The organism is Rhodococcus sp. T7, assembly GCF_009872365.1.
In the GTDB taxonomy this organism is placed as follows: Bacteria; Actinomycetota; Actinomycetes; order Mycobacteriales; family Mycobacteriaceae; genus Rhodococcus_F.
The window spans coordinates 1-20008 of the sequence record NZ_WXYH01000039.1 but is presented as its reverse complement, the minus strand read 5'-3'; the positions used below and the strand labels follow the sequence as shown (position 1 = coordinate 20008).

Below are 20008 nucleotides of genomic sequence, written 5' to 3'. Positions count from 1 at the left end.
CGCCGACAACACCAGGCCCGCACCTCCCACTACCGACGCCGCGGCCACCTCCCATAAGTGCCGTTGCAGTACTAGGAGCCCGACCCGGACGCCGACAGAGGCCGCGGCGGCATCGACGGAATCGAAGACGCCTGCCGGTGGGCGGATCATCCACGCGTCGAGATCGCCTGTTACCCCGGGTGATCCGGGGCCGGGGGCGAGTTCGTGATGCGACTGTCGCATTCGGGGCGGGCCTGTCACGTGGTGTTCGGTACCCAGGCGCAGGAGGCGTTCTTCGAGGGACATGTGCGGGCCTTCGAGTGGTTCGGCGGGGTGCCTCACCGAGTCCGCTATGACAACCTGAAACCCACTGTGGTGCGGGTGATTCGGGGCCGTTACCGGGTCGAGTCGGACCGATTCGTTGCCCTGCGCAGCCACTACGGTTTCGATTCGTTCTTCTTCCATCCCGGGCCAGAAGGGTGCCCACGAGAAGGGCGGTGTCGAGGGCGAAATCGGCCGATTCCGGCGCCGGCACCTGGTGCCGGCGCCGAAGGTGGCGTCGTTGACCGAACTCAACGAGAACGTCGCCGCCGCAGACCTGACCGACGACACCCGGGTTATCGGGGGCCGACCGGTCACGGTGGCGGCCGCGTTCGCCGACGAGCAACCGTTGCTGGTGCAAGTTGAGTTCGGTGTCGACCTTGCTCGCGGTGTCAATGGGCTTCTCCTATGTTTCGGTGGTTTGGAGAGTCCTGACACGAAATAGTGAAGGTGGTGATTCTCAGCACCGGACTCACTCGGTTCCTTCTGCGTTCTCGACGGTGGCAACGATGACGAGGTTCCGAGGGGTCAGGCTCATCGGCGACGACCGTGCCGCGGAGGAAAGCCAGCCGCTCACCGCAGTGGTCCGATCACCGACCCGCCCACACGGGTGCCCGTTTGGCGACGAACGCGCGCCCACCTTCCTTGGCGTCGTCGCTCGCGAACACGACGCGGGCCGCGGCGAGGTTGGCGTCCCACGCCTCCTGCGACCAGCCGGAGGCAGCCTTCGAACTCTCGAACATGGCCGTTTTGGACTGCCTGACCGCGAGTGGCGCATTGGCGGCGATCGTCGCAGCCAACTCGAGTGCGGTCTCCACGGCGGCGCCTTCGGGCGCGATTTTGTTGACCAGACCGAGTTCGTATGCGCGTGCAGCGGAGATCGGCTGTCCGGTGAGCGCGATCTCGGCGGCGACCTTGGGTGGCACCTGGTTCTGTATTCTCAGTACCCCGCCCGCGGCGGCCATCAGGCCGCGCCGTACCTCGGGCAGGCCGAGCGACGCCGTTTCGTCGATGACCGCCAGGTCTGCGGACAGCACGATCTCGGTGCCACCTCCGAGGGCGAACCCGTTGACGGCGGCGATCACCGGCTTCGGAATCCAGTGCCGCACGATGCCGGCGAAATCCCAATCGCGGTGTGCCTTGTCGTAGATGTTGCGTCCGGCAGCGACTTCCGCAAGGTCCGCTCCCGCGCAGAATCCGCGTCCGGCGCCGGTGATGACGACGACACGGACATCGGGGTCGTGTGCCGCATTCTCGAGTGCGGCTCCGGCCGCGACCGACAGTTCCCGATTGACGGCGTTGAGCACGTTCGGACGATTCAATGTGATGATCGCGACGTGGTTGTTCACTTCGTACAGTGCTGCAGGTTCGGCTGTTTCGAGCTCGTTCGTCATGAGGAGTTCTCTCTGTGGATGCCTCTCGAGCCGTCAGTCGGAGAAAATGACGTGCTCTTCGGCGTAGAAGATCGCAGAGTTCTGCAGATCGATGAAGTGGTGCTCGTCGGATAGGAGCGCGCGTCCCGCCGCGCGCCCTTCGGGTGTCGAACCTGCGGCGACGATGTCGTCGATGCTGTCCCACCAGAGTTCGGCGACACCTTCGTACGGTTCGACGGTGCACCCGCGTGCGTCCACGGCAGCCGACAGGGGTGGATCGTCGATGGTGTGGCTCTGGGTGTAGCGACGGATACGGAGGGCGGATCCGTGGATACGCACCAGTTCCGCGTGTTCACCGAGCCAGTATCTGCGGAATTCCTCGCCCGACAGTCCGGGGCGCCGACGGAGGCAGAACACGATCTTGATCATTTCGCGGCACTTTCGTCGTGAGGTGGTCGGGTCAGTTTTCGTCGGAGATCCGAACGACCAGCTTCCCGTCGTGGTCTCCCCGGAACAGCCGTTCCATGGCTGCCGGCGCCTCTTCCAATCCCTCGACGACGTGGTCCTTCCAGGTGATCCGGCCCTGACGCACCCACTCGCTCAGCTCCTGCAGGGCCTCCTTGGCTTGCGGTAGGTAGTCGATGACGACGAATCCGCGCACAGTCAGACGGTGCATGAGGATCCGCCCGAAATCGCGGGGACCCGCCAGCGGACCTTCGGTGTTGTAGCTGGAGATCATGCCGCACAGAGCCATGCGCCCATTGGTGCCCAGTCGGGAGAAGACCTGATCCATGATCGTGCCGCCGACGTTCTCGAAGTTCATGTCGACACCGTCCGGGCACAACCTGTCCAATTCGGCGCCGACATCCTGCGACTTGTAGTCGATCGCGGCGTCGAACCCGAGTTCCTCGGTGATCCATCGGCACTTCTCCGGACCCCCTGCGATGCCGACCACCCGGGCTCCCGCGATCTTCGCGATCTGCCCGGCGACGGATCCGACGGCGCCGGCCGCGGCCGAGACTACGAACGTCTCGCCGGCTATCGGGCGGCAGATGTCGGTCACTCCGAAATATGCGGTGAGGCCGGTCATCCCGAGAACCGAAAGATGGGCGGTCAGCGGGACTCCGTCCAACTTTCGGACTCGACTGGTCGAGGTGGCGTCCGAGACGGTGAACCTCTGCCACCCGCTGTCGGCCGGGATGACGACATCGCCAGGGTTGAACCTGTCAGTCGTACTGGTTTCGACGACACCGATCGTGCTTCCTCGCATGACGTCGCCGACGGCGACCGGAGGGAGGTACTGGTCGCGGTCACTCATCCAGATCCGGTTGGTGGGATCGAGCGACAGGTAAACGTTGCGGATGAGCACCTGCTCGGGCTCGAGAGCGGCGACCGGGAGATCGGCGAGTTCGAGGTCTCCGGGTTCCACGGCGGCGGTGGGTCGCTGTTTCAGTACCCATGCCTGATTTGTGCGCGTCATGAGGTTCTTCTCCCACGGTTGTGACGGTGTCGGGGTTCCATTGGTCAGTCCATGCGCATTCCGCCGTCGACGTTGACCGTCTGACCGGTGATGTAGCCGGCGCCGTCGCTGAGCAGAAAGGCGATCGCGGCGGCCTGCTCGTCGGGAGTTCCTTGCCGTCGCATGGGAATTGATCGCGCCGTTCCCGACTTGACCGCGGCGAAATCACGGCGCTGCGAACGGTCGGCGGTTCGGTGGAAGGTGCCGTCCATCATGTCGGTGTCCACCGACCCGGGACACACAGCATTGACGCGGATCCCGAGCGGCGCCAATTCGAGGGCCAGTTGCTGCGTCAGGCCGACGACGGCGAACTTGGAGGCGCAGTAGCCGCCGTAGTTCGCCATGCCCATCCGCGCCGCGAGCGACCCGAGGTTGACGATCGCCCCCGGCGTCTCGGCGTCACGCAGCATACGTCCGGCCGCCCTGCACACGTTGAAGGTGCCGTGCAGATTGATGTCGATCGTTCGGTGCCACGAGGCGTCGTCGATGTCGAGGATCGGTGCCGCACCTGCCCCGCCCGCCGTTCCCGCGTTGTTGACGATCGCGTCGGGTATGCCGACTGTGCGCTGCGCCTCGGACATCAGCGCGGTGACCTGGTCGGGGTCGGTGACATCGCACTCGATCGCGACGGCGGAGCCCCCTCGGGCGGTGATCTCCGCCGCGACCGATGATGCGCCCTGCCAGCCGCGTGCCCGCTCCTCGTCCGGAAAGGAGGCGGGGTCCCGTGGCGGTGCCGAAACCACGACGGCCGCTCCCTCTTCGGCGAGCCGGAGTGCTGCCGCACGGCCGATGCCGCGGTACCTGCCGGCGCCGGTCACCAGGGCGACGCGGCCTGTCAAGCTTTTACTCATGTTCTCGTACTCCTTTGGCGTTCAATTCATTCGGGTTCGGGCATGCGGGGTCCGGGGCTCTGGTCGTGGACCAGGCCCCTCCACCGCGTGCGAGCTATGCGCTCTGCGTGATCTCGGTCTCTACGCCCTCGAGGAAGACTCTCAGCATCTCGACGAACAGCCGGTCGTCGGACCACGAGTTGTTCTGCATGGTGCTCGCCAGGTCGGCGTCGAATTGCTCCGGCTTCGCGAAGGGGGCCATCGCCGGTCGGCCGGTGGCCACGCACATGGCCGAGCCGATCGTCATCCGGTGGGTCGACTCGAGGATGAACATCTGGAAGTCGACGGGCACGCCGTGCGCGCCCAGGACGCGGCAGTGTTCCGCATACAACTTCTCCAGCAGCCCGCGGGGAAAGTACTCCACGACTATCGGCACGGCGCGCTGGTGAGCGAGGAGCGCTTGGCGGAACAGCACGCAGGCCTCGACCAGCCACTGCTTCCAGTCGTCGTCCTCACCGGGGTCCGGTTCACGCGACGTCTCGAGAACAATCGACCGGGCGACCTCGGAGAGAATCTCTGCCTTGTCGCTGAAGTGGTTGTACAGCGAGGGCGCGCGAATGCCGAGTTTCGCAGCCATCTTCTCCAGGCTCAACGCGCCCGGGCCGTCGGCGTCGACGATGTCCAGCGCGGCTCGGACCGCGGTATCACGCTGGATCATTGGCTTGCGGCCCACGAGTTCTCCTCTTTCCGGTGATCGGCAACTGAAGCCTACTCGGGCGCACTTACCGGGAGTCGTTCCAGCAATTGGGGGAGCCGCAGTTCTCCTTCACGCGTCTGGCCGCCGTCGGCCAGGAACCGGCGTAGGACCTCACCGGCGCCGGAACGACGCAGGAGGTCGCCGAACAGGCGTGCCTCTTCGATCAGGCCGTCACCCACGCTCATCGTCTCGGCGTTGCGCACCGATCGTTTCGCGCTCGCCACCGCTGCCGGCGAGAATCGCGCGATGCGCCGTGCCAGCGCGTCGACGTGCTCCGTGAGTTCGTGCTCTGGGAGAATCCGGTTGAAGTATCCCCAGGCCTCGGCGGTGCCGGCGTCGAGATCGGACGCTCCGACGACGAGTTCCAGTGTTCGAGCCTGCCCGATCAATCTCGGCAGATACTGGGTTCCGCCGCCTCCCGGGATGATCCCTAGCGCGATCTCCGGCTGGTTGAGCACGGCACTCATTGCACCGAACCGCATGTCGCAGGCAGCGCCGAATTCGACGCCCCCGCCGCCGACACGGCCGGCGATCTCGGCGATGGAGATCGTCGACATGGTCCTTACGCGTTCGCACATCGCGTGGAAGAGGGTCGGTTCGGCGGCGTCCGATTCGGGCAGGTGCGGTATCGCGGCTTCGATCAGGCCGACGTCGTAGTGAGCGATGAAAAAGTCGGGGTCGGCGCTACGGAAGACCACAACTCGGATCTCGTCGCTCTCATCCACCCAGCGGCACAGCAGTCGAAGCTGGCGGAACAACTCGCGCGTCAGGACGTTCGCGGGCGGCGCATCGAGGACGGCGACCGCGACTCCTTGCTCGACGGTCACCGCGATGAGGCCGAGATCATCTGGTGTCGACATCACGCCCCTTTCTCGGGCAGGCTTCACTGCCCAAAACTATCATCATTAGTAATTCGCGTCAAGCCTGCTCAGGCGCGGTGTGTGAGAGTTCGCGGCACCGCTTGCGCAAATAAACTATCAGCGTTATTTTATTTTCAGGCCAGCCCAGCCCGTCTGGCCGAGCGGGAAGGAGGCCCATGTTGAACTCACTGAATCCGAGAACACCGATCCTGGTCGGCGGCGGCCAGATCACCGACGCCGAAGGTGGCGCCGAACCGGTCGAACTGATGGTCCGTGCCGCGCGGGCGGCAGCGGCCGACGCCGGCTCCGTGAGGCTGCTCGAGGCCGTCGACTCCGTCCGAGTCGTCCGGATGCTGTCGTGGAAATACCGGGATCCCGGCGCCCTCGTGGCCGCGCGAATCGGAGCCGAGGTCGGGCACACCGGATACTCCGGAAACGGCGGAAGTACACCGCAGGTCCTGGTCGATGCCGCCGCCGAGGACATCGCCGCGGGCCGCGCCGACGTCGTGCTGATCGGAGGCGCCGAGTCCTGGCGTACACGGATGAGACTGCGCGCTCAGGGACAGCGGCCCGACTGGACCGTGCAGGACGAATCGGTGGCCGTCGCCCCGATCCTGGTGCCCGACGTTCCGATGGACGCGAACAGTGAGCGGCGCATCGGACTGGACCGGCCGGCATGGATCTATCCACTGTTCGAGCAGGCGGTGCGGCTGTCGGCCGGCCGCGACGTCGACGACCACCTCGACGTCATCGGAGGCCTCTGGTCGAGGTTCAGCGAGGTCGCCGCGACGAACCCGAATGCGTGGACGCAACGGGCGTACACCGCGGGGGAGATCACCACCCCGTCACCGCAGAACCGGATGATCACCAGCCTCTACACGAAGCTGCTCAACTCCAACAACATGGTCGATCAGAGCGCGATGATCCTGATGTGCTCGGCGGAGGCTGCCGTGAAATACGGTGTTCCGAAGGATCATTGGGTCTTCCCGCATTCCGGAACCGAAGGCCACGACACCTACGCGATCGCCGAGCGCCCGGCGCTGGACGCGTCACCGGCGATCCGGATCACCGGCAGGCGCGCCCTCGAACTGGCAAGCGTCGGCATCGACGACCTCGCGCACGTCGACGTGTACTCGTGCTTCCCGTCCGCGGTCCAGATCGCCGCCCGGGAGCTGGGTCTGCCGCTCGACGACGCCAACCGCCCGCTGACCGTAACGGGTGGTCTCACCTTCGCCGGCGGCCCGTGGAACAACTACGTGAGCCACTCGATCGCCACCATGCTCACCCGACTGCGAGAGTCCCCGGGTAGTCACGGACTGGTCACCGCCAACAGCGGGTACCTCACCCGACACGCGATGGGGGTGTACAGCACCACACCGCCACAGGACGGATTCCGGCGACTCGACGTGCAGGCGGAGATCGATGCACAGCCGACCACCCGGGCGCTGGACTGCTACCGCGGTCCCGCCACGGTGGAGTCGTGGACGGTGGCCTACGCGCGCGACGGCGCGCCGGAGCGGGGATTTCTCGCCGCGCGCACAGGAGGTGACGAGCGAATCCTCGCGGTCACCACCGACGCCGAGACGCTCGCTCAGATGAGCACCGACGTGCAGGGGTACCGCGTCGAGGTCACCGAAGAGGGCGCCTTCGCCTTCCGTAGCGCACCGGTCACGGTCGGATGACGTCCGTGTCGTGGGGGCCGGCGCCTGACGGCCTCGACCAGCCGTTCTGGGACGGTCTCGATGCCGGCGAGGTCAGAATCCAGCGGTGCTCGAGTTGCCGGACCTGGTCCTGGGGGCCGCGGACGGTGTGCGGCACGTGCCACAGTTTCGACCTGGCGTGGGCGCCCGTCGAACCGGCCGGGATCGTCTACAGCTGGACCCGTAGCCGGGTTCCGCACGTCGCCGAGTACACGGACCGGGTGCCGTACGTCAGCGTTCTCGTCGCGTTACCCGCTGCCGGACACTGCAGGATGCCGGGCATTCTCGACGACGAGCCGGACGACCCACGGATCGGTGACCGCGTCTCCGGATACGTCGACCACGAGGCGGCCCGGCCGCTGCTGCGATGGCGGCGGATGCCAGGTCAGAAGAGCGGCGCAGCATGACCACAGCAGCACTGCGCGGCACCGCCGCCGTCACATTGCGCGGCACCGCCGCGGTAGTGGGTATCGCCGAACAACATCATCGTCGCGGTCAGGCCCCACACGGCGAGCTCCGGATGACGCTGGAAACCATCCTCGCGGCGTGCTCCGACGCCGGCATCAGCCCGCGCCAGCTGGACGGATTCGTCTCTTACGCAGGAGGAGTCCACGACGGCACGGTCATCGGTGCGGAACTGATGATCGACGAACTGCGCTGGTCCACCTCGATCTGGGGTGGAGGCGGCGGCGGGGTCGCGGCCGCCGTCACCACTGCGGCTACCGCGATCGCGACCGGCCAGGCCGAATGCGTCGTCGTCTATCGAGCGATCGCGCACAACGAACCCGGACGAGGCGGGAACGGACAGTACGTTCTCGGCGACCACTTCCGAGCGAACGGAATCGGATCGCCCGCACAGATCTGCGCCATGCGCACCCAGCGGATGCTCACCCGGGGCGGCGTACCCCGGTCGGCGATGAGGGCGTTGGTCCTCGCCGCCTATCGGCACGCGCAGAACAACCCGTCCGCGCAGGGGCACGGCCGTCCACTCGACGTCGACACCTACGAGAACTCCCGCCTGATCGCCGAACCGTTTCACCTGTTCGACTGCTCGCGTGAGAGCGACGGAGCCGCCGTGCTCGTGCTCGTCTCCGCCGACCGTGCGCGGCACCTGCGACCCGACCCCGCCTATGTCCTCGGCGGCGCTCAGGGTGCGCCCGGCGGTTTCTCCGGGAACATCGAGAACGACCTCGACGAGGACTATGCGACGGCCGGCTTCGGGGCCGGCCGAAACGGCAAACCAGGCGTGGCACAGCGACTGTGGTCGAGTTCGGGTATCCGGCCCGACGCCGTCGACGTGGTGCAGGTCTACGAGAACTTCAGCGGGCCTGCCGTGGCGGCGTTGATCGACCACGGCCTGTGCCCGCCCAGCGAGGCAGCCGGCAACTTCATGACCGTCGACAATCTCACCGCGCCGTACGGTGCGCTGCCTGTGAATACCGGTGGCGGCAACATCGCCGACTCGTTCGTCAACGGGATGAACCTGGCGGTGGAAGCGGTCCGCCAGATCCGCGGCACGTCGCCCAACCCCGTCGTCGGGGCCAGGACGTCGCTGTTGATCGGCGGCCCGATGGCACCACTGGTCAGCTCCGTGCTCTTCGGGCACGAAGACACCCTCTGACCGTCGCACACCGATATCCGGTTCACCCACATCCTCACCGACATCACGGGATACCCACCATGACGAATCTTGACAGAGACCAGCTCTACATCGGCGGCCGCTGGGTCACATCGCAATCCGGTGCCGAGACCGACGTCGTCGAAGCGGCGACCGAGCAGGTACTGGGCCGGTCGGCGCTCGCCTCCGCAGGCGACATCGACGCCGCCGTCGAGGCCGCGAGATCGGCTCTGCCCGGCTGGGCGGGGCTGAGCAACACCGCACGCGCCGACGCACTCGACCGCTTCGCCGCTGCCCTCCGCGAACGTGGCCGGGACACCGCCCGGCTGGTCAGCCGGGAGAACGGGATGCCGATCACCCTGTCCAACAGCGTCAACGGATTCGGTCCGGCACTGATGGTGTCCTACTACGCCGACCGGATCCGCTCGGCGGACAACGCCGAAACACGGCCGGGACAATTCGGCGGGCGCACGATAGTGCGCCGCGGACCCGTCGGAGTCGTCGCGGCGATCACACCGTGGAACTACCCCCAACCGCTGGCCGCCATGAAGATTGCACCCGCACTCGCCGCCGGATGCACCGTCGTCCTCAAGCCCGCGCCGGAAGTCGCCCTCGACGCCTTCGCCTTCGCCGACGCCGCACACGAGGCAGGACTGCCGGCCGGCGTCCTGAACGTCGTGCCCGCCGATCGCGAGGCAGGCGCTCATCTGGTCGCGCACCCCGGCGTCGACAAGGTCGCGTTCACCGGATCCACCGCCGCCGGCCGCGCCATCGGAGAAACCTGCGGACGCCTGTTGCGGCCGGTGACACTCGAACTCGGCGGCAAATCCGCGGCCGTGGTGATGGACGACGCCGATCTCGACGTCTTCTGCCGGCACCTGCTGGACGTGTCTCTGGTCAACAACGGACAGACCTGCCACGCCAGCACCCGCATCCTGGCGCCCCGGTCGCGATACGACGAAGTCGTCGACGCCGTGACCGCGACCGTGCGCAGGCTGAGGATCGGTGATCCCCTGGACAAGGCCACCGACATCGGACCGCTGGTGTCGGCCGCGCAGCGCGAACGCGTGCTCGGTTACATCGACGCCGGTCGTGCCGACGGGTACCGCGTCACCACCGGCGGGGGTGTCCCCGCGTCGCAGAGCGTGGGCTGGTTCGTCGAACCGACCGTCTTCGCAGGGGTCGACAATTCGGCGCGCATCGCCCAGGAGGAGATCTTCGGACCGGTGCTGACCGTGACCGAGTACACCGGCGACGACCACGCCGTCGCGATCGCCAACGACTCGGAGTACGGGCTCGGGGGCACGGTGTGGACCACCGACGAGCAACGTGGCATCGAGATCGCGTCCAAGATCTACAGCGGCACAGTCGGAGTCAACCACTATGCGCTCGACATCGACGCCCCGTTCGGTGGTGTCAAGGCATCGGGACTCGGCCGTGAACTGGGGCCCGAAGGCCTGGCGCCGTACTACGAGAGCAAGTCGATCTACCTCGCCGGCCGTTGAGCCGGAATCTCGAAGGGAGCACACGATGACACTGCCGTTGAGTGGCGTACGGATCCTGGACCTGACGGACGGGCTCGGCGAATCGGCGGGCCGGTTCCTCGCGGACTTGGGCGCCGAGGTGATCCGCGTCGAGCAACCCGGCGGGTCGAATTCGAGGCTCGCGCCGCCACTGCATCAGGGGGTCAGCATCCCGTTTGCCCTGCGGAATGCGAACAAGGCCGGCTGCGTCGTCGACCTCGACACCGCGGCAGGGCAGGGCGAGTTGCGGAGTCTCGTTGCGGATGCGGACATCCTGATCGAATCGCTCACCCCCGGCCTGCTCGCCGCGCGTGGTCTGGGCGCAGCAGAACTGGCGCGGATCAATCCCGCCCTGGTGATGCTGTCGATCACCGGTTTCGGACAGAACGGCCCCTACCGGGACTGGATCAGCACCGAACCGACCCTCTACGCGATGAGCGGTGTCCTGAGCAGATCCGGTGAGCCGGGAGCCGAGCCGTTGCTGCCGCCGAACGGCCTGGCCGAAGAGGCGATCGGAATTCACGCCGCCTGGTCTGCGCTTTTGGCCTTCTACGACCGACTGCACACCGGTCGCGGTCAGTACATCGACCTGTCCGGATTCGAAACACTGGTGCACGGCTTCGATCCCGGGTTCGGGGTGCAGGGTTCGGCTGCGGCCGGCCGCGCCGAGGACTTTCCCCGCAACAGACCCGACGCCGCGAACTTCTACCCCGTCTACCGGTGCAAGGGCGGCAAGGTCCGCGTCTGCTTGCTCGCGAAGCGGCAGTGGCGCGCAATGTTCGAGTGGCTGGGGACGCCGGAGGAGTTCGCCGGCCCCGAGTACGACACGATCCCGGCACGGTTCGCCGCCGCCGATCGGATCAATCCGCTCATCGAGCGGCTCTTCAGTGCGTATACCGCCGATCAACTCGTCGCCGAGGGCGCCCGCCGCGGAGTCCCCGTCGGCGATCTCGCATCGGTGGCCGAGGTGCTCGACGCCGACCACTTCCGCGAGTCCGGAGCCCTGCTCGACACCGAGATCGCCCCGGGAATCGACGCCCGAATCCCACATGGTTACACCCGGTTCGACGGCTGTCGCCTCGGATTCCGGTCACGGGCCCCGCAACTCGGGGAGCACGAGGGGGTGCGGTTCGGCGCGAACGGGTCCGCCCCGCTCACCGGCCACGTCGCCGCACCGCACCACCCGACCGGGACGGCTCCCTTCGAAGGCCTGCGCGTTCTGGACCTCGGTGTGATCGTGTTCGGAGCCGAATTGGGCCGGCAGTTCGCCGACAACGGCGCCGACGTGATCAAGGTCGAGAACTCCGGCTTCCCCGACGGACTCCGCCAGTCCAAGCGCGGGGCCGCGCTGTCGGCGTCGGTGGCGTGGGGTCATCGGAACCGGCGCAGTCTCGGACTCGATCTGCGCAACCCCGAGGGTGTCCGTCTCTTCAAGCGCCTGGTCGGTGAGGCCGACATCGTCCTGGCCAACTTCAAGCCCGGCACTCTCGCATCCATGGGGTTGTCCTACGACGAACTCGCCGCGATCAACCCGCGCATCATCGTCTCCGAGGGCAGCGCGTTCGGCGGCACGGGGCCGTGGAGCAACCGTCTCGGATACGGTCCGCTGGTGCGGGCGGCCTGCGGGGTGTCCGCGCTCTGGCGTTACTCGGACACGTCCGAGAGCCTGTGCGACGGTTCGACCGTCTATCCCGACCACATCGCCGGGCAGGTCGCCGCGACAGCAATTCTCGCCGGACTGATCAACCGGCTCCGGACCGGGCGTGGGGCGGCCATCGAGGTCGCCCAGGCGGATACGGCCATCATGCAGTTGGCCACCCAACTCGTCACCGAGTCCCTCTCTCCCGGGACGGTGGGCGCACAGGGCAACACGGACCCGTATGCGGCGCCGTCCGGTGTCTACCGGTGCGCCGGGGACGACGAGTGGTGCGCCGTCATCGCCCGCGACGACGCCGACTGGGCACGCCTGTGCACCGTGCTCGGCACGCCGGAACTGATCGGCGACCCGCGGTGCGCCACCGCAGAGCAGCGCCTTCTCCATCGAAGCTACGTCGACGACGTGGTCGGGAATTGGCTCGCGCACCGCAACCCGACCAGCGCAATGGAAACCCTGCAGGGCGCCGGCGTCCCCGCCGGCGCGATGATCCGACTCCCCGAGCTGCTCACCGATCCGCAACTGGTCGCCCGCGAGGCCTACACCACGCTCGAGCACGCACTGATTCCGTCGCCGCTGCCGACGGCGCGGCAGGTCGCGCACTTCCAGACGCTGCCACGCTGGCCGATGCGTCAGGCTCCGCTGGCAGGCCAGGACACCCGGGAAGTCTGCGCGACCGTACTGGGCCTGACCGAGGACCGAATCAATGCGCTCCTGTCGGACGGCGTGCTACAGGAAGCCGTGACCGCGAAAGTCCCGAGGGCAGCCACACTACCCGGCTAGAGCCGGGTCGCTGCCTGGCTTTTACGACCCTTGACCAATTAGCCTAATGGTACTAGTTTTCAGGGTGAGTTGAACCACAACCACCTTTCACAGCGCGACCCGCCACCGCCGCGCACCCATCAGTCCCGCTATGAACAGGAGGAATCATGGTCCTCGTAGACGAGAATCAGACTCGCAACATCCAGTCCCGCCGCACCCGCGCACTCCGGGCGCTGCTCCATCACCTCGACGACAAGGTCACGGATCAATTCTCGGAGATCGAGCGATTCGAGGCCGTCGACTACCACGACCCCCTGCGGGCCGAACTCGAGCGTGATCGCATCTTCGGCGAAGTGCCGTTCATCGTCGCGCACTCCTCCGAACTCGCGAAACGAAACGACTTCGTCACCGTCGACCTGCCCCGCAACAAGGTGGTGGTCATCCGACAGCGTGACGGTGGCGTCAAGGCGTTCATCAACGCCTGCCGGCACCGCGGCGCGCAACTGGTCACTGAGGAATCGGGCACGTGCCGTCTCTTTTCCTGCCCCTACCACCGGTGGTCGTACAGCCCCGACGGCGCGCTCCGGACCGTGAGCCTCGACCACACCTTCGGCGACTTCGACCGCTCGAAGTTCGGCCTCGTCGAGATCCCCGTCGAGGAGCGGCACGGGTTCGTCTGGGCGATCGACAACACGAAACGACAGATCGACGTCGCGGCCTGGCTGGGTCCGGACATGGACGCCATCATGGCCGAATACGAACTCGACAAGCTGGTCAGCATCGACCCGCACCCGTACGAGCGGCCGGTCAACTGGAAGATCATGCAGGACGGCTTCCTCGACAACTATCACGTCAAGTACGCGCACCCGAACACCGCGGGAAAGATGCTGCACACGAACGCAGTCACGCTCGAGGACTTCGGAAAATCGTTCTGGTTCCTGACCGGCCGCAAGAGCGTCGACCAGTTCATCGGCCAAGAGGTCGAATGGACCAAGGACATGGAGGCGCACACGATCGAGAGTTGCTTCCTCGCTCCCAACGCCATGCTGCTCAAGCACGCGACCCACTTCGAGTTGCTCACGTTCCGGCCCATCGGTGCCGATCCCAACCAGTCGCTCATGGAGATGCGCATTCTCGCGCCGAGCGTCGAGGACAGCGGCCTCGAACCCGAGCACTGGCGCAAGCGCTGGGCCAAGAACTGGAGCATCCTCATCGCGATCCTGCACGACGAGGACTTCCCGATCCTCGACAGTTCGCAGGCAGCGCTCGCGAGCCTGGACGCGGGCACGATGCTGCTGGGCCGCAACGAGCTTTCGAGTCACCTGTTCCGCCGGGTCGTGAACCGCCTGATCAGTGGAGCCGGAGCGGGAGGATGACGATGAGCCTGCACGGCCGGGAGCTCGAAGATCCGGAACTCGTCACCCTGCACTGGAACGACGGCGGCCCGGACGGACAGGCACTCGACCTGATCGTCCGCGCGGCCCGAGCGGATGCGGAGATGAGCTTCGGTCCCGACCTGCGCCATCCCAGTTACGAGCGTGCGTTCCTGACCGCGCAGGTGTACACCCGGTTGCGGCGGTGGAATGCGCCTCGCGCGAATGGCCCGGCCCTGGCCGCCGTGATCACCCTGGCCTCGCCGTCGGACACAGGCCCAATCGTCGTCGACGCGGTGGTGGACCCCGACTTCCGGTCGACCGGAGTCATCACCGCGGCCTTCGAAACCCTCGGGCAGTCCCCGCCCGCGCAACTCGGTGCCGGGGGACGGTCCGTCGCGGCGTGTGCGTACGGCTCGCACCCTGCCGCACTGCGAACGGCGAACCGGTTCGGGGCGCAGGTGAGCGCCGTGCGCGACGTTCTGGTGCTTCCGTCGAGGGACGACAATCTGCGATCCCGGTTACCCTCCGGCTCGGTGTATTTCCGCGCCGTCCCGACCGACAACGCCGTCGGAGGTGAGCGGCAGCAGGTGGCGTGGCGGCTCGTCGACGGTGACACCCCACGCGTGCTGTATGCGGCGACCCACCAGGAGACCGGGGACGTCGCGGGCTTCTTCGCACTGGAGGATCGTGGCGGAGCCACCCGGCTCGTGGTCCTCGGACCGTCCGCGCCGGCCGCGGATCATGAGACCGCACTCCGCGGGATCGTCGGCGCCGCCCTGCCGCTGCTGCGGGACCGCGAGGACGGCATCATCGAATCGGTCGTCGAGCAGACGGATGTCCTGCTGCTGGAGACGCTGCGGTCGGCCGCGTTCCAGCACGACCGGACCGACGTCGTATTCGAGTCCGATCTCGTCCGAAAGAACACCCCCAGCAGGTAAGAACCCCGACCAAGAACCCCCTCGACAGAAGGAACACTGCCATGGACAGCAACATCCTGGGCCCCGTCTCCGCCTGGCCTGTCCGCCAACCCGATGAACCCGTCGTGGAATGCGGCGGTGAGGTACTCACCCGGGCAGAACTCGACGCCGCCTCGAACCGGGTGGTCAACGGTCTCATCTCCCGCGACGTCAACCCCGGAGACCGCGTCACCATCGTCGGACGGCCGTCGTGCAACTGGGCGATCGTCGCGCTCGCCGTCATCAAGGCCGGCGCCGTCCTGTGCCCGCTGAACGAACGCAACGGGCAGCACGAGATCACGCAGGCGTTGACTCAGCTCGAGCCGACACTGGTCGTGGCGGCCGACAAGTTCCGGGCGGCGATCGATTCCGCGATCGAGAGTCTCGGCGCCGGCCACCCGGTGGTCGACCTCGACGTGTTCGCGCAGGCAACCGCACCGGTACCCGACGTCCCGCGAGTGCTCGAAGTCGAGGGCGACGACCCCGTGGCCATCCTGTCGACGTCCGGATCGACGGGATCACCGAAGGGTGTTGTCTTCACCCATAATTCCCTGCTGAGCGCGTTCTTCGAGTGGTGCCTCCAGGAGCCCGGATTCATGCGGGTCCGCTCCCTCAACGTCAGCTCCATGGCGTTCGGCGCCGGCCTTCTCAATGGGTTCCTGGGACCGTTGGTCCTGGGTGGCAGCGTGGTGTTCCTGCCGGAGTGGGATCCGAAGGTCGCGCTCGGGATCATTCGGGACCGCAAGATCTCGCATCTGGGCGCCACGACCATCTTCTACGAGCAGATGGCCGCCGACCCCGAGTTCGCCGACGCCGATTTGTCCTCGCTGACCGTGGCATTCACCGGGGGCAATCCGGTCACCGTCGAACTGATCGAGGCGTGGTCGACGAAAGGCATCGGGCTTCGGCAGGTGTACGGACTGACCGAATCACAGTCGAACGCGTCGATCCCGACCGTCGAAATGGCGATCAATCACCCGGACAGCGTCGGGCTGGGGGGCGTTCTCAACCAGTTCGTGCTCAAGAATGCCGATGAAAAAGACTGCGCTCCCGGCGAACCCGGTGAACTCTGGATCCGGGGTCCCGGACTGGCCGACGGTTACTGGCGCGACGAAGCGCAGACACGAGCCAACTTCGTGGACGGCTGGCTCCGCACCGGGGACGTGGCGGTACGCGACGAAGCCGGACGCTTCCGGGTGGTGGGCCGAATCAAGGACGTGATCATCTCCGGCGGCATCAACATCTATGCGGCAGAACTGGAACGGGTGATCATGGAGCTCGAGAACGTACTCGAGGTGGCCGTGATCGGAGTGGCCGACGAGGAGTTCGGTGAAACACCGGCCGTGCTACTACGTACCAGCGGGGCGTTGACCGCCGAGGATGTGGTCAACCACTGCCGGACACGCCTCGCCCGCTACAAGACACCACGTTACGTCGAATTCCTCGACGACCCACTGCCTCGGACCGCGGGAATGAAGATCAACAAGGCCCCGCTGCGGACCACGTACTCGGATCTCCCCACTCGGGCGCACCCCGTCAAGGTCGGCGAACTGCAAGGCAGCTGACTGCGACCCGTTCAAGTTCTACGACTCGATCCGTCACGGGTGGGCCGGCTCTCCTGACATCGAGGAGATCCGGCTCACCCGTTTTGCGTGCGACCCGACGCAGTTCTCGGTGAACTCACCTCTTGCGCCACTATAAACTAACACTATAAGCTTATTTGGTAGCCCCGAGGCGGAGGAGAGCCGGATGCACACCGAACTCACCATGCGAGTCGATACGAAGACACTGGTGGCAGACGACGTCGTGCTGCTCGGACTCTCCAGTACCGACGGTAGCGCCGCCCCCCGGTGGCAGCCCGGCGCACACATCGACCTGACAACGGAGTCCGGGACCGTGCGTCAATACTCTCTCTGCGGCGACGTCGAAGACCCGACCTCCCTCGCCGTCGCCGTCCTCCGGGAGGCCGACGGTCGCGGTGGCTCGATATTTCTGCACGACACACTCGAAGCCGGCGACGTCCTGAGCATCGGCGGACCACGCAACCACTTCGAACTGATCGAAGCGGAGTCCTATCTGTTCGTGGCGGGCGGAATCGGAATCACTCCCATGGTCCCGATGATTCGTTCGGTCGCCGAGCGAAACCTTCCCTGGCGGTTGCTGTACGGCGGCCGATCCCGAAGCAGCATGGCGTTCGTGGACGTGCTCGAGCACACCTACGCCGACCAGGTCGCCATCTGGCCGCAAGACGAACGAGGGCTGCTGGACCTCGGCTCGGCACTGGACGTCGCACCATCGGGCACAGCGGTCTACTGCTGCGGGCCGGGACCGCTGCTGGACGCCGTCGAATCCGCGTGCGTCGACCGGCCAGTCTCGCTGCATATGGAACGGTTCTCGCCGAAGGCCACGTCCGGAAGCGTCGTCGATGCCGAGTTCGACGTCGAACTCGCCCGCTCCGGAACGACACTGACCGTCGGCGCGAACGAGACCATCTTGGACGCTCTGCTACGCAACGACATCGATGTCGACTACTCCTGCCGGGAAGGCACGTGCGGGACGTGTGAGGTCGCGGTGTGCGCCGGCATTCCCGACCACCGTGACTCGGTGCTCGACAATGACGAGCAAGACGCCAACGACACGATGATGATCTGCGTATCCCGGAGCAGGACACCACGCCTCACGCTGGACGTATAGTCGTTCGCCCGACTCCGCGTGCACTTCGCTGAAGAGTCCGACCACGCGGTCCGGATCTAGTCGAGCAGTTCGGCTCGACAAGGTTCGTGTGATCAACGGCGCGTGCAGATCAGGCCGGCTTCTCCTCCGAAGCACCACCGAGGTAGGAGGACTCGAGTTCGACTCTGCGAGAAGGGATTTCTTCCTTCGAACCCTGTGTCACCACGCTGCCGTGATTGAGCAGGTAGCGACGGTCGGCAACTCGAGAGCAAGTGCCAGGTGCTGCTCGACAAGGGCAAACGCAATCCCGTCGTGGTAGCCAGATACCGAAGAATTTTGGACAGGCGCGGACAGATCAGCGGCGCGAGCTCTGGGCTCATCTCGTCGACCATCAGCACCTTGGGTCGCCCGCAGAGTGCTCGCGCGAGCATCTGCTGTTCACCGCTAGAGAGCAGGCCCGCACGACGGTCGACGAGGGGCTCGAGTTCGGGGAAGAGCAAGCGGAACTCGGTCATGGCGGAGTTGCGTCTAATATGGGTTGACCGACGAGCCTTCGGCAGGTAGCTGCCTATCCAGGACGCGCTGATCGCTGAGCCGCCGTCCGGTGAGCACTGTTTGGCGCCCGACTTCCTCGAGTGGTGCCGGAGCCGTAACGACGCTGCTGTTGACATTGCTGTTGACCGGTGGGGCGATCGGCGGACTGTAGCTCGTCGGTCGAGGCGTTCGGAAGCGGCGCCGCGCCCGGATCGCGGGCGCGCAGCTACAGCCGGCACCAGACGATGTGCGGCGGCCGATGAGTGCAGCAGTCCTCGCGCTCGAGCGGATCAAGGGTTCCGCGAAGAGGTATTCACCGACCTGGACCCGCGGCATCCCTGTGGGATCTCGGGACCCGGGTCCTCGCCGCTCCTGGGCTGTACGGGGCGGTCGCCGACACGGCTGGAAGGTGCTCCGACAACGACGATCAGACATCCTGTCTGCAGAACTCGACGCTGCCGATGCGTCGGCCCGCGCCGAGGACGGGCGCGACCATTACCTCGCGGTATCCTCGGCTAATGTCGATCGTCTGACATGCGCGTACACCGCCGTCGCGGCGTCGACCGCGACACCCGCAACCACCGTCCCGACCTCGCCAGACGGTCGGTATCTGCGTCGATTCGTGCCGAGTCCTTCGGTGGCCGTGATCATGTCCACGACGGTCTCGCCGGGGACATGTCATCACTCCTGTTCAAGCCATTGCTTGCAGTGTCCGTTGATCGGTAACTGCGGGCTACGCGCGCGACCCGAGCCGCCCGTGTGCATTGACATGCAGCCTGCACGCTTGTATATATGAGACGTCGATACTCAAAAAGGCTGAGCGGTGAGTGCACGCGAGTCCGCCGCGAGATTAGTTGAAATGGTCCTTGTGGCGAGGCGAATTGGACGAGTGAGGTAGAAGTCATGGACAGAGTTGACGCCGCAATCTTGGAGTTCGCGTGGCGGTGGCTGCCATATGGCGGCCCTACAGCCGAAGACATTCTGATCGAGTTCGGAATGACGACTGCCAGGTATGAACAACAACTCCTGTTACTGCTCGACAGTGAGGTATCACGTTCAGTCCCGCCGGATGCTCATGCCCGGTTACGGATCCAACTAGTGGGGCGCCGTGTACAACAAATCACACGGTCCCGTGCCGCGCTAAGCCGATAGGCGCGCTCTACTCGCTTCATGCAGGAATGGCCATGCGGATCGGCATGCTTGTACGTTTGGTGTCGACCTCACGTAATTGTATCTGGCGCAATTTTCGTGAAGCCGCTTGGCGTGTCACTGACCTGCATCGTCGTGGTCGGGTGAGAATTCTCCGGGTGCGCCGGTTCTTCTGCGACACCACTGACTGCGGGGCAAAAACTTTCGCCCGGCAGATCGCCCCGTATATCTCGCGGACACTGCCGGCTCGCCTCCTCCTCGATCGACAGCAACTAGCGATGCAAATCGCCGTCGTCGGCCCGGAGGACCTCCTGAACCGGTTCAAATATGGTCGCTCGGTGCCCAGGACCTGGCTGGCCCGATCCCAGATGCCACCACGCGATGTCGACTACCTCGATCAGCCAGCGCGGCCGTTTACCCGTGA

Annotated in this window: 17 protein-coding genes and 2 pseudogenes; 12 read left to right on the top strand and 7 right to left on the bottom strand. The window is 66.1% G+C overall.

The features are described from left to right. A pseudogene (locus MLGJGCBP_RS05935) lies at nucleotides 1-285 on the bottom strand (hypothetical protein); the annotation flags it as partial. A gap of 256 nt (nucleotides 286-541) precedes the next feature. Here MLGJGCBP_RS05935 and MLGJGCBP_RS51435 point away from each other — a divergent pair. After that, nucleotides 542-745, top strand: a complete 204-nt coding sequence (locus MLGJGCBP_RS51435; protein WP_236580941.1) for a hypothetical protein — start codon at nucleotides 542-544, stop codon at nucleotides 743-745. 145 nt (nucleotides 746-890) lie between these two features. Here MLGJGCBP_RS51435 and MLGJGCBP_RS05925 read toward each other — a convergent pair whose 3' ends face one another. The 6 genes from MLGJGCBP_RS05925 to MLGJGCBP_RS05900 all read right to left on the bottom strand — a co-directional run bounded on the left by MLGJGCBP_RS05925 (nucleotide 891) and on the right by MLGJGCBP_RS05900 (nucleotide 5639). Next, nucleotides 891-1694 (bottom strand): enoyl-CoA hydratase-related protein, encoded by an 804-nt coding sequence (locus tag MLGJGCBP_RS05925; RefSeq protein WP_160094431.1) that lies wholly within the window; start codon nucleotides 1692-1694, stop codon nucleotides 891-893. Between the two features lie 33 nt (nucleotides 1695-1727). Then, nucleotides 1728-2102: an EthD domain-containing protein gene (locus tag MLGJGCBP_RS05920; RefSeq protein ID WP_160094430.1), complete on the bottom strand. Its 375-nt coding sequence runs from the start codon at nucleotides 2100-2102 to the stop codon at nucleotides 1728-1730. 31 nt (nucleotides 2103-2133) lie between these two features. Continuing rightward, nucleotides 2134-3153 carry an NADP-dependent oxidoreductase gene (locus tag MLGJGCBP_RS05915; protein WP_160094429.1) on the bottom strand — a complete coding sequence of 340 codons (1020 nt, stop codon included), beginning with the start codon at nucleotides 3151-3153 and terminating at the stop codon, nucleotides 2134-2136. 44 nt (nucleotides 3154-3197) lie between these two features. Beyond that, a complete protein-coding gene (locus tag MLGJGCBP_RS05910) occupies nucleotides 3198-4043 on the bottom strand; it encodes an SDR family NAD(P)-dependent oxidoreductase (protein WP_160094428.1) in 846 nt (281 codons plus the stop codon). Between the two features lie 94 nt (nucleotides 4044-4137). Continuing rightward, entirely contained in the window at nucleotides 4138-4755 is a 618-nt protein-coding gene (locus MLGJGCBP_RS05905) for a TetR/AcrR family transcriptional regulator (RefSeq protein ID WP_160094427.1), read from the bottom strand. Nucleotides 4756-4790: 35 nt separating this feature from the next. After that, complete coding sequence (locus MLGJGCBP_RS05900; protein WP_160094426.1) at nucleotides 4791-5639, bottom strand: enoyl-CoA hydratase/isomerase family protein; 849 nt, start codon at nucleotides 5637-5639, stop codon at nucleotides 4791-4793. A gap of 176 nt (nucleotides 5640-5815) precedes the next feature. Between MLGJGCBP_RS05900 and MLGJGCBP_RS05895 the strand changes: the two genes are divergently transcribed. From MLGJGCBP_RS05895 to MLGJGCBP_RS51430, 11 genes and pseudogenes are all read left to right on the top strand, one after another. Then, a complete protein-coding gene (locus MLGJGCBP_RS05895; RefSeq protein ID WP_160094425.1) occupies nucleotides 5816-7321 on the top strand; it encodes an acetyl-CoA acetyltransferase in 1506 nt (501 codons plus the stop codon). Next, nucleotides 7318-7746, top strand: a complete 429-nt coding sequence (locus MLGJGCBP_RS05890) for a Zn-ribbon domain-containing OB-fold protein (protein WP_160094424.1) — start codon at nucleotides 7318-7320, stop codon at nucleotides 7744-7746. The genes MLGJGCBP_RS05895 and MLGJGCBP_RS05890 overlap by 4 nt, the downstream gene beginning before the upstream one ends. After that, on the top strand, nucleotides 7743-8960 hold the full coding sequence (locus MLGJGCBP_RS05885) for a thiolase C-terminal domain-containing protein (RefSeq protein WP_160094423.1): 1218 nt from the start codon (nucleotides 7743-7745) through the stop codon (nucleotides 8958-8960). Before MLGJGCBP_RS05890 ends, MLGJGCBP_RS05885 begins: the two co-directional genes overlap by 4 nt. A 59-nt stretch (nucleotides 8961-9019) precedes the next feature. Continuing rightward, on the top strand, nucleotides 9020-10462 hold the full coding sequence (locus MLGJGCBP_RS05880) for an aldehyde dehydrogenase (RefSeq protein WP_160094422.1): 1443 nt from the start codon (nucleotides 9020-9022) through the stop codon (nucleotides 10460-10462). Nucleotides 10463-10487: 25 nt separating this feature from the next. Next, nucleotides 10488-12917, top strand: coding sequence for a CaiB/BaiF CoA transferase family protein (locus MLGJGCBP_RS05875; protein ID WP_160094421.1), 2430 nt, complete (start codon nucleotides 10488-10490; stop codon nucleotides 12915-12917). A 146-nt stretch (nucleotides 12918-13063) separates the two neighbouring features. Then, a complete protein-coding gene (locus MLGJGCBP_RS05870) occupies nucleotides 13064-14272 on the top strand; it encodes an aromatic ring-hydroxylating oxygenase subunit alpha (protein ID WP_160094420.1) in 1209 nt (402 codons plus the stop codon). A gap of 2 nt (nucleotides 14273-14274) precedes the next feature. Then, nucleotides 14275-15210 (top strand): hypothetical protein, encoded by a 936-nt coding sequence (locus tag MLGJGCBP_RS05865; RefSeq protein ID WP_160094419.1) that lies wholly within the window; start codon nucleotides 14275-14277, stop codon nucleotides 15208-15210. A gap of 41 nt (nucleotides 15211-15251) precedes the next feature. After that, nucleotides 15252-16793, top strand: a complete 1542-nt coding sequence (locus MLGJGCBP_RS05860) for a class I adenylate-forming enzyme family protein (RefSeq protein ID WP_160094418.1) — start codon at nucleotides 15252-15254, stop codon at nucleotides 16791-16793. Nucleotides 16794-16977: 184 nt separating this feature from the next. Beyond that, nucleotides 16978-17922, top strand: coding sequence for a PDR/VanB family oxidoreductase (locus tag MLGJGCBP_RS05855; RefSeq protein ID WP_236580940.1), 945 nt, complete (start codon nucleotides 16978-16980; stop codon nucleotides 17920-17922). 1416 nt (nucleotides 17923-19338) lie between these two features. Beyond that, the gene (locus tag MLGJGCBP_RS05850) at nucleotides 19339-19587 is read left to right on the top strand and encodes a DUF3263 domain-containing protein (protein WP_160094417.1); all 249 of its coding nucleotides are present in this window, start codon (nucleotides 19339-19341) and stop codon (nucleotides 19585-19587) included. Between the two features lie 32 nt (nucleotides 19588-19619). After that, nucleotides 19620-20008, top strand: a pseudogene (locus tag MLGJGCBP_RS51430) (hypothetical protein); the annotation flags it as partial.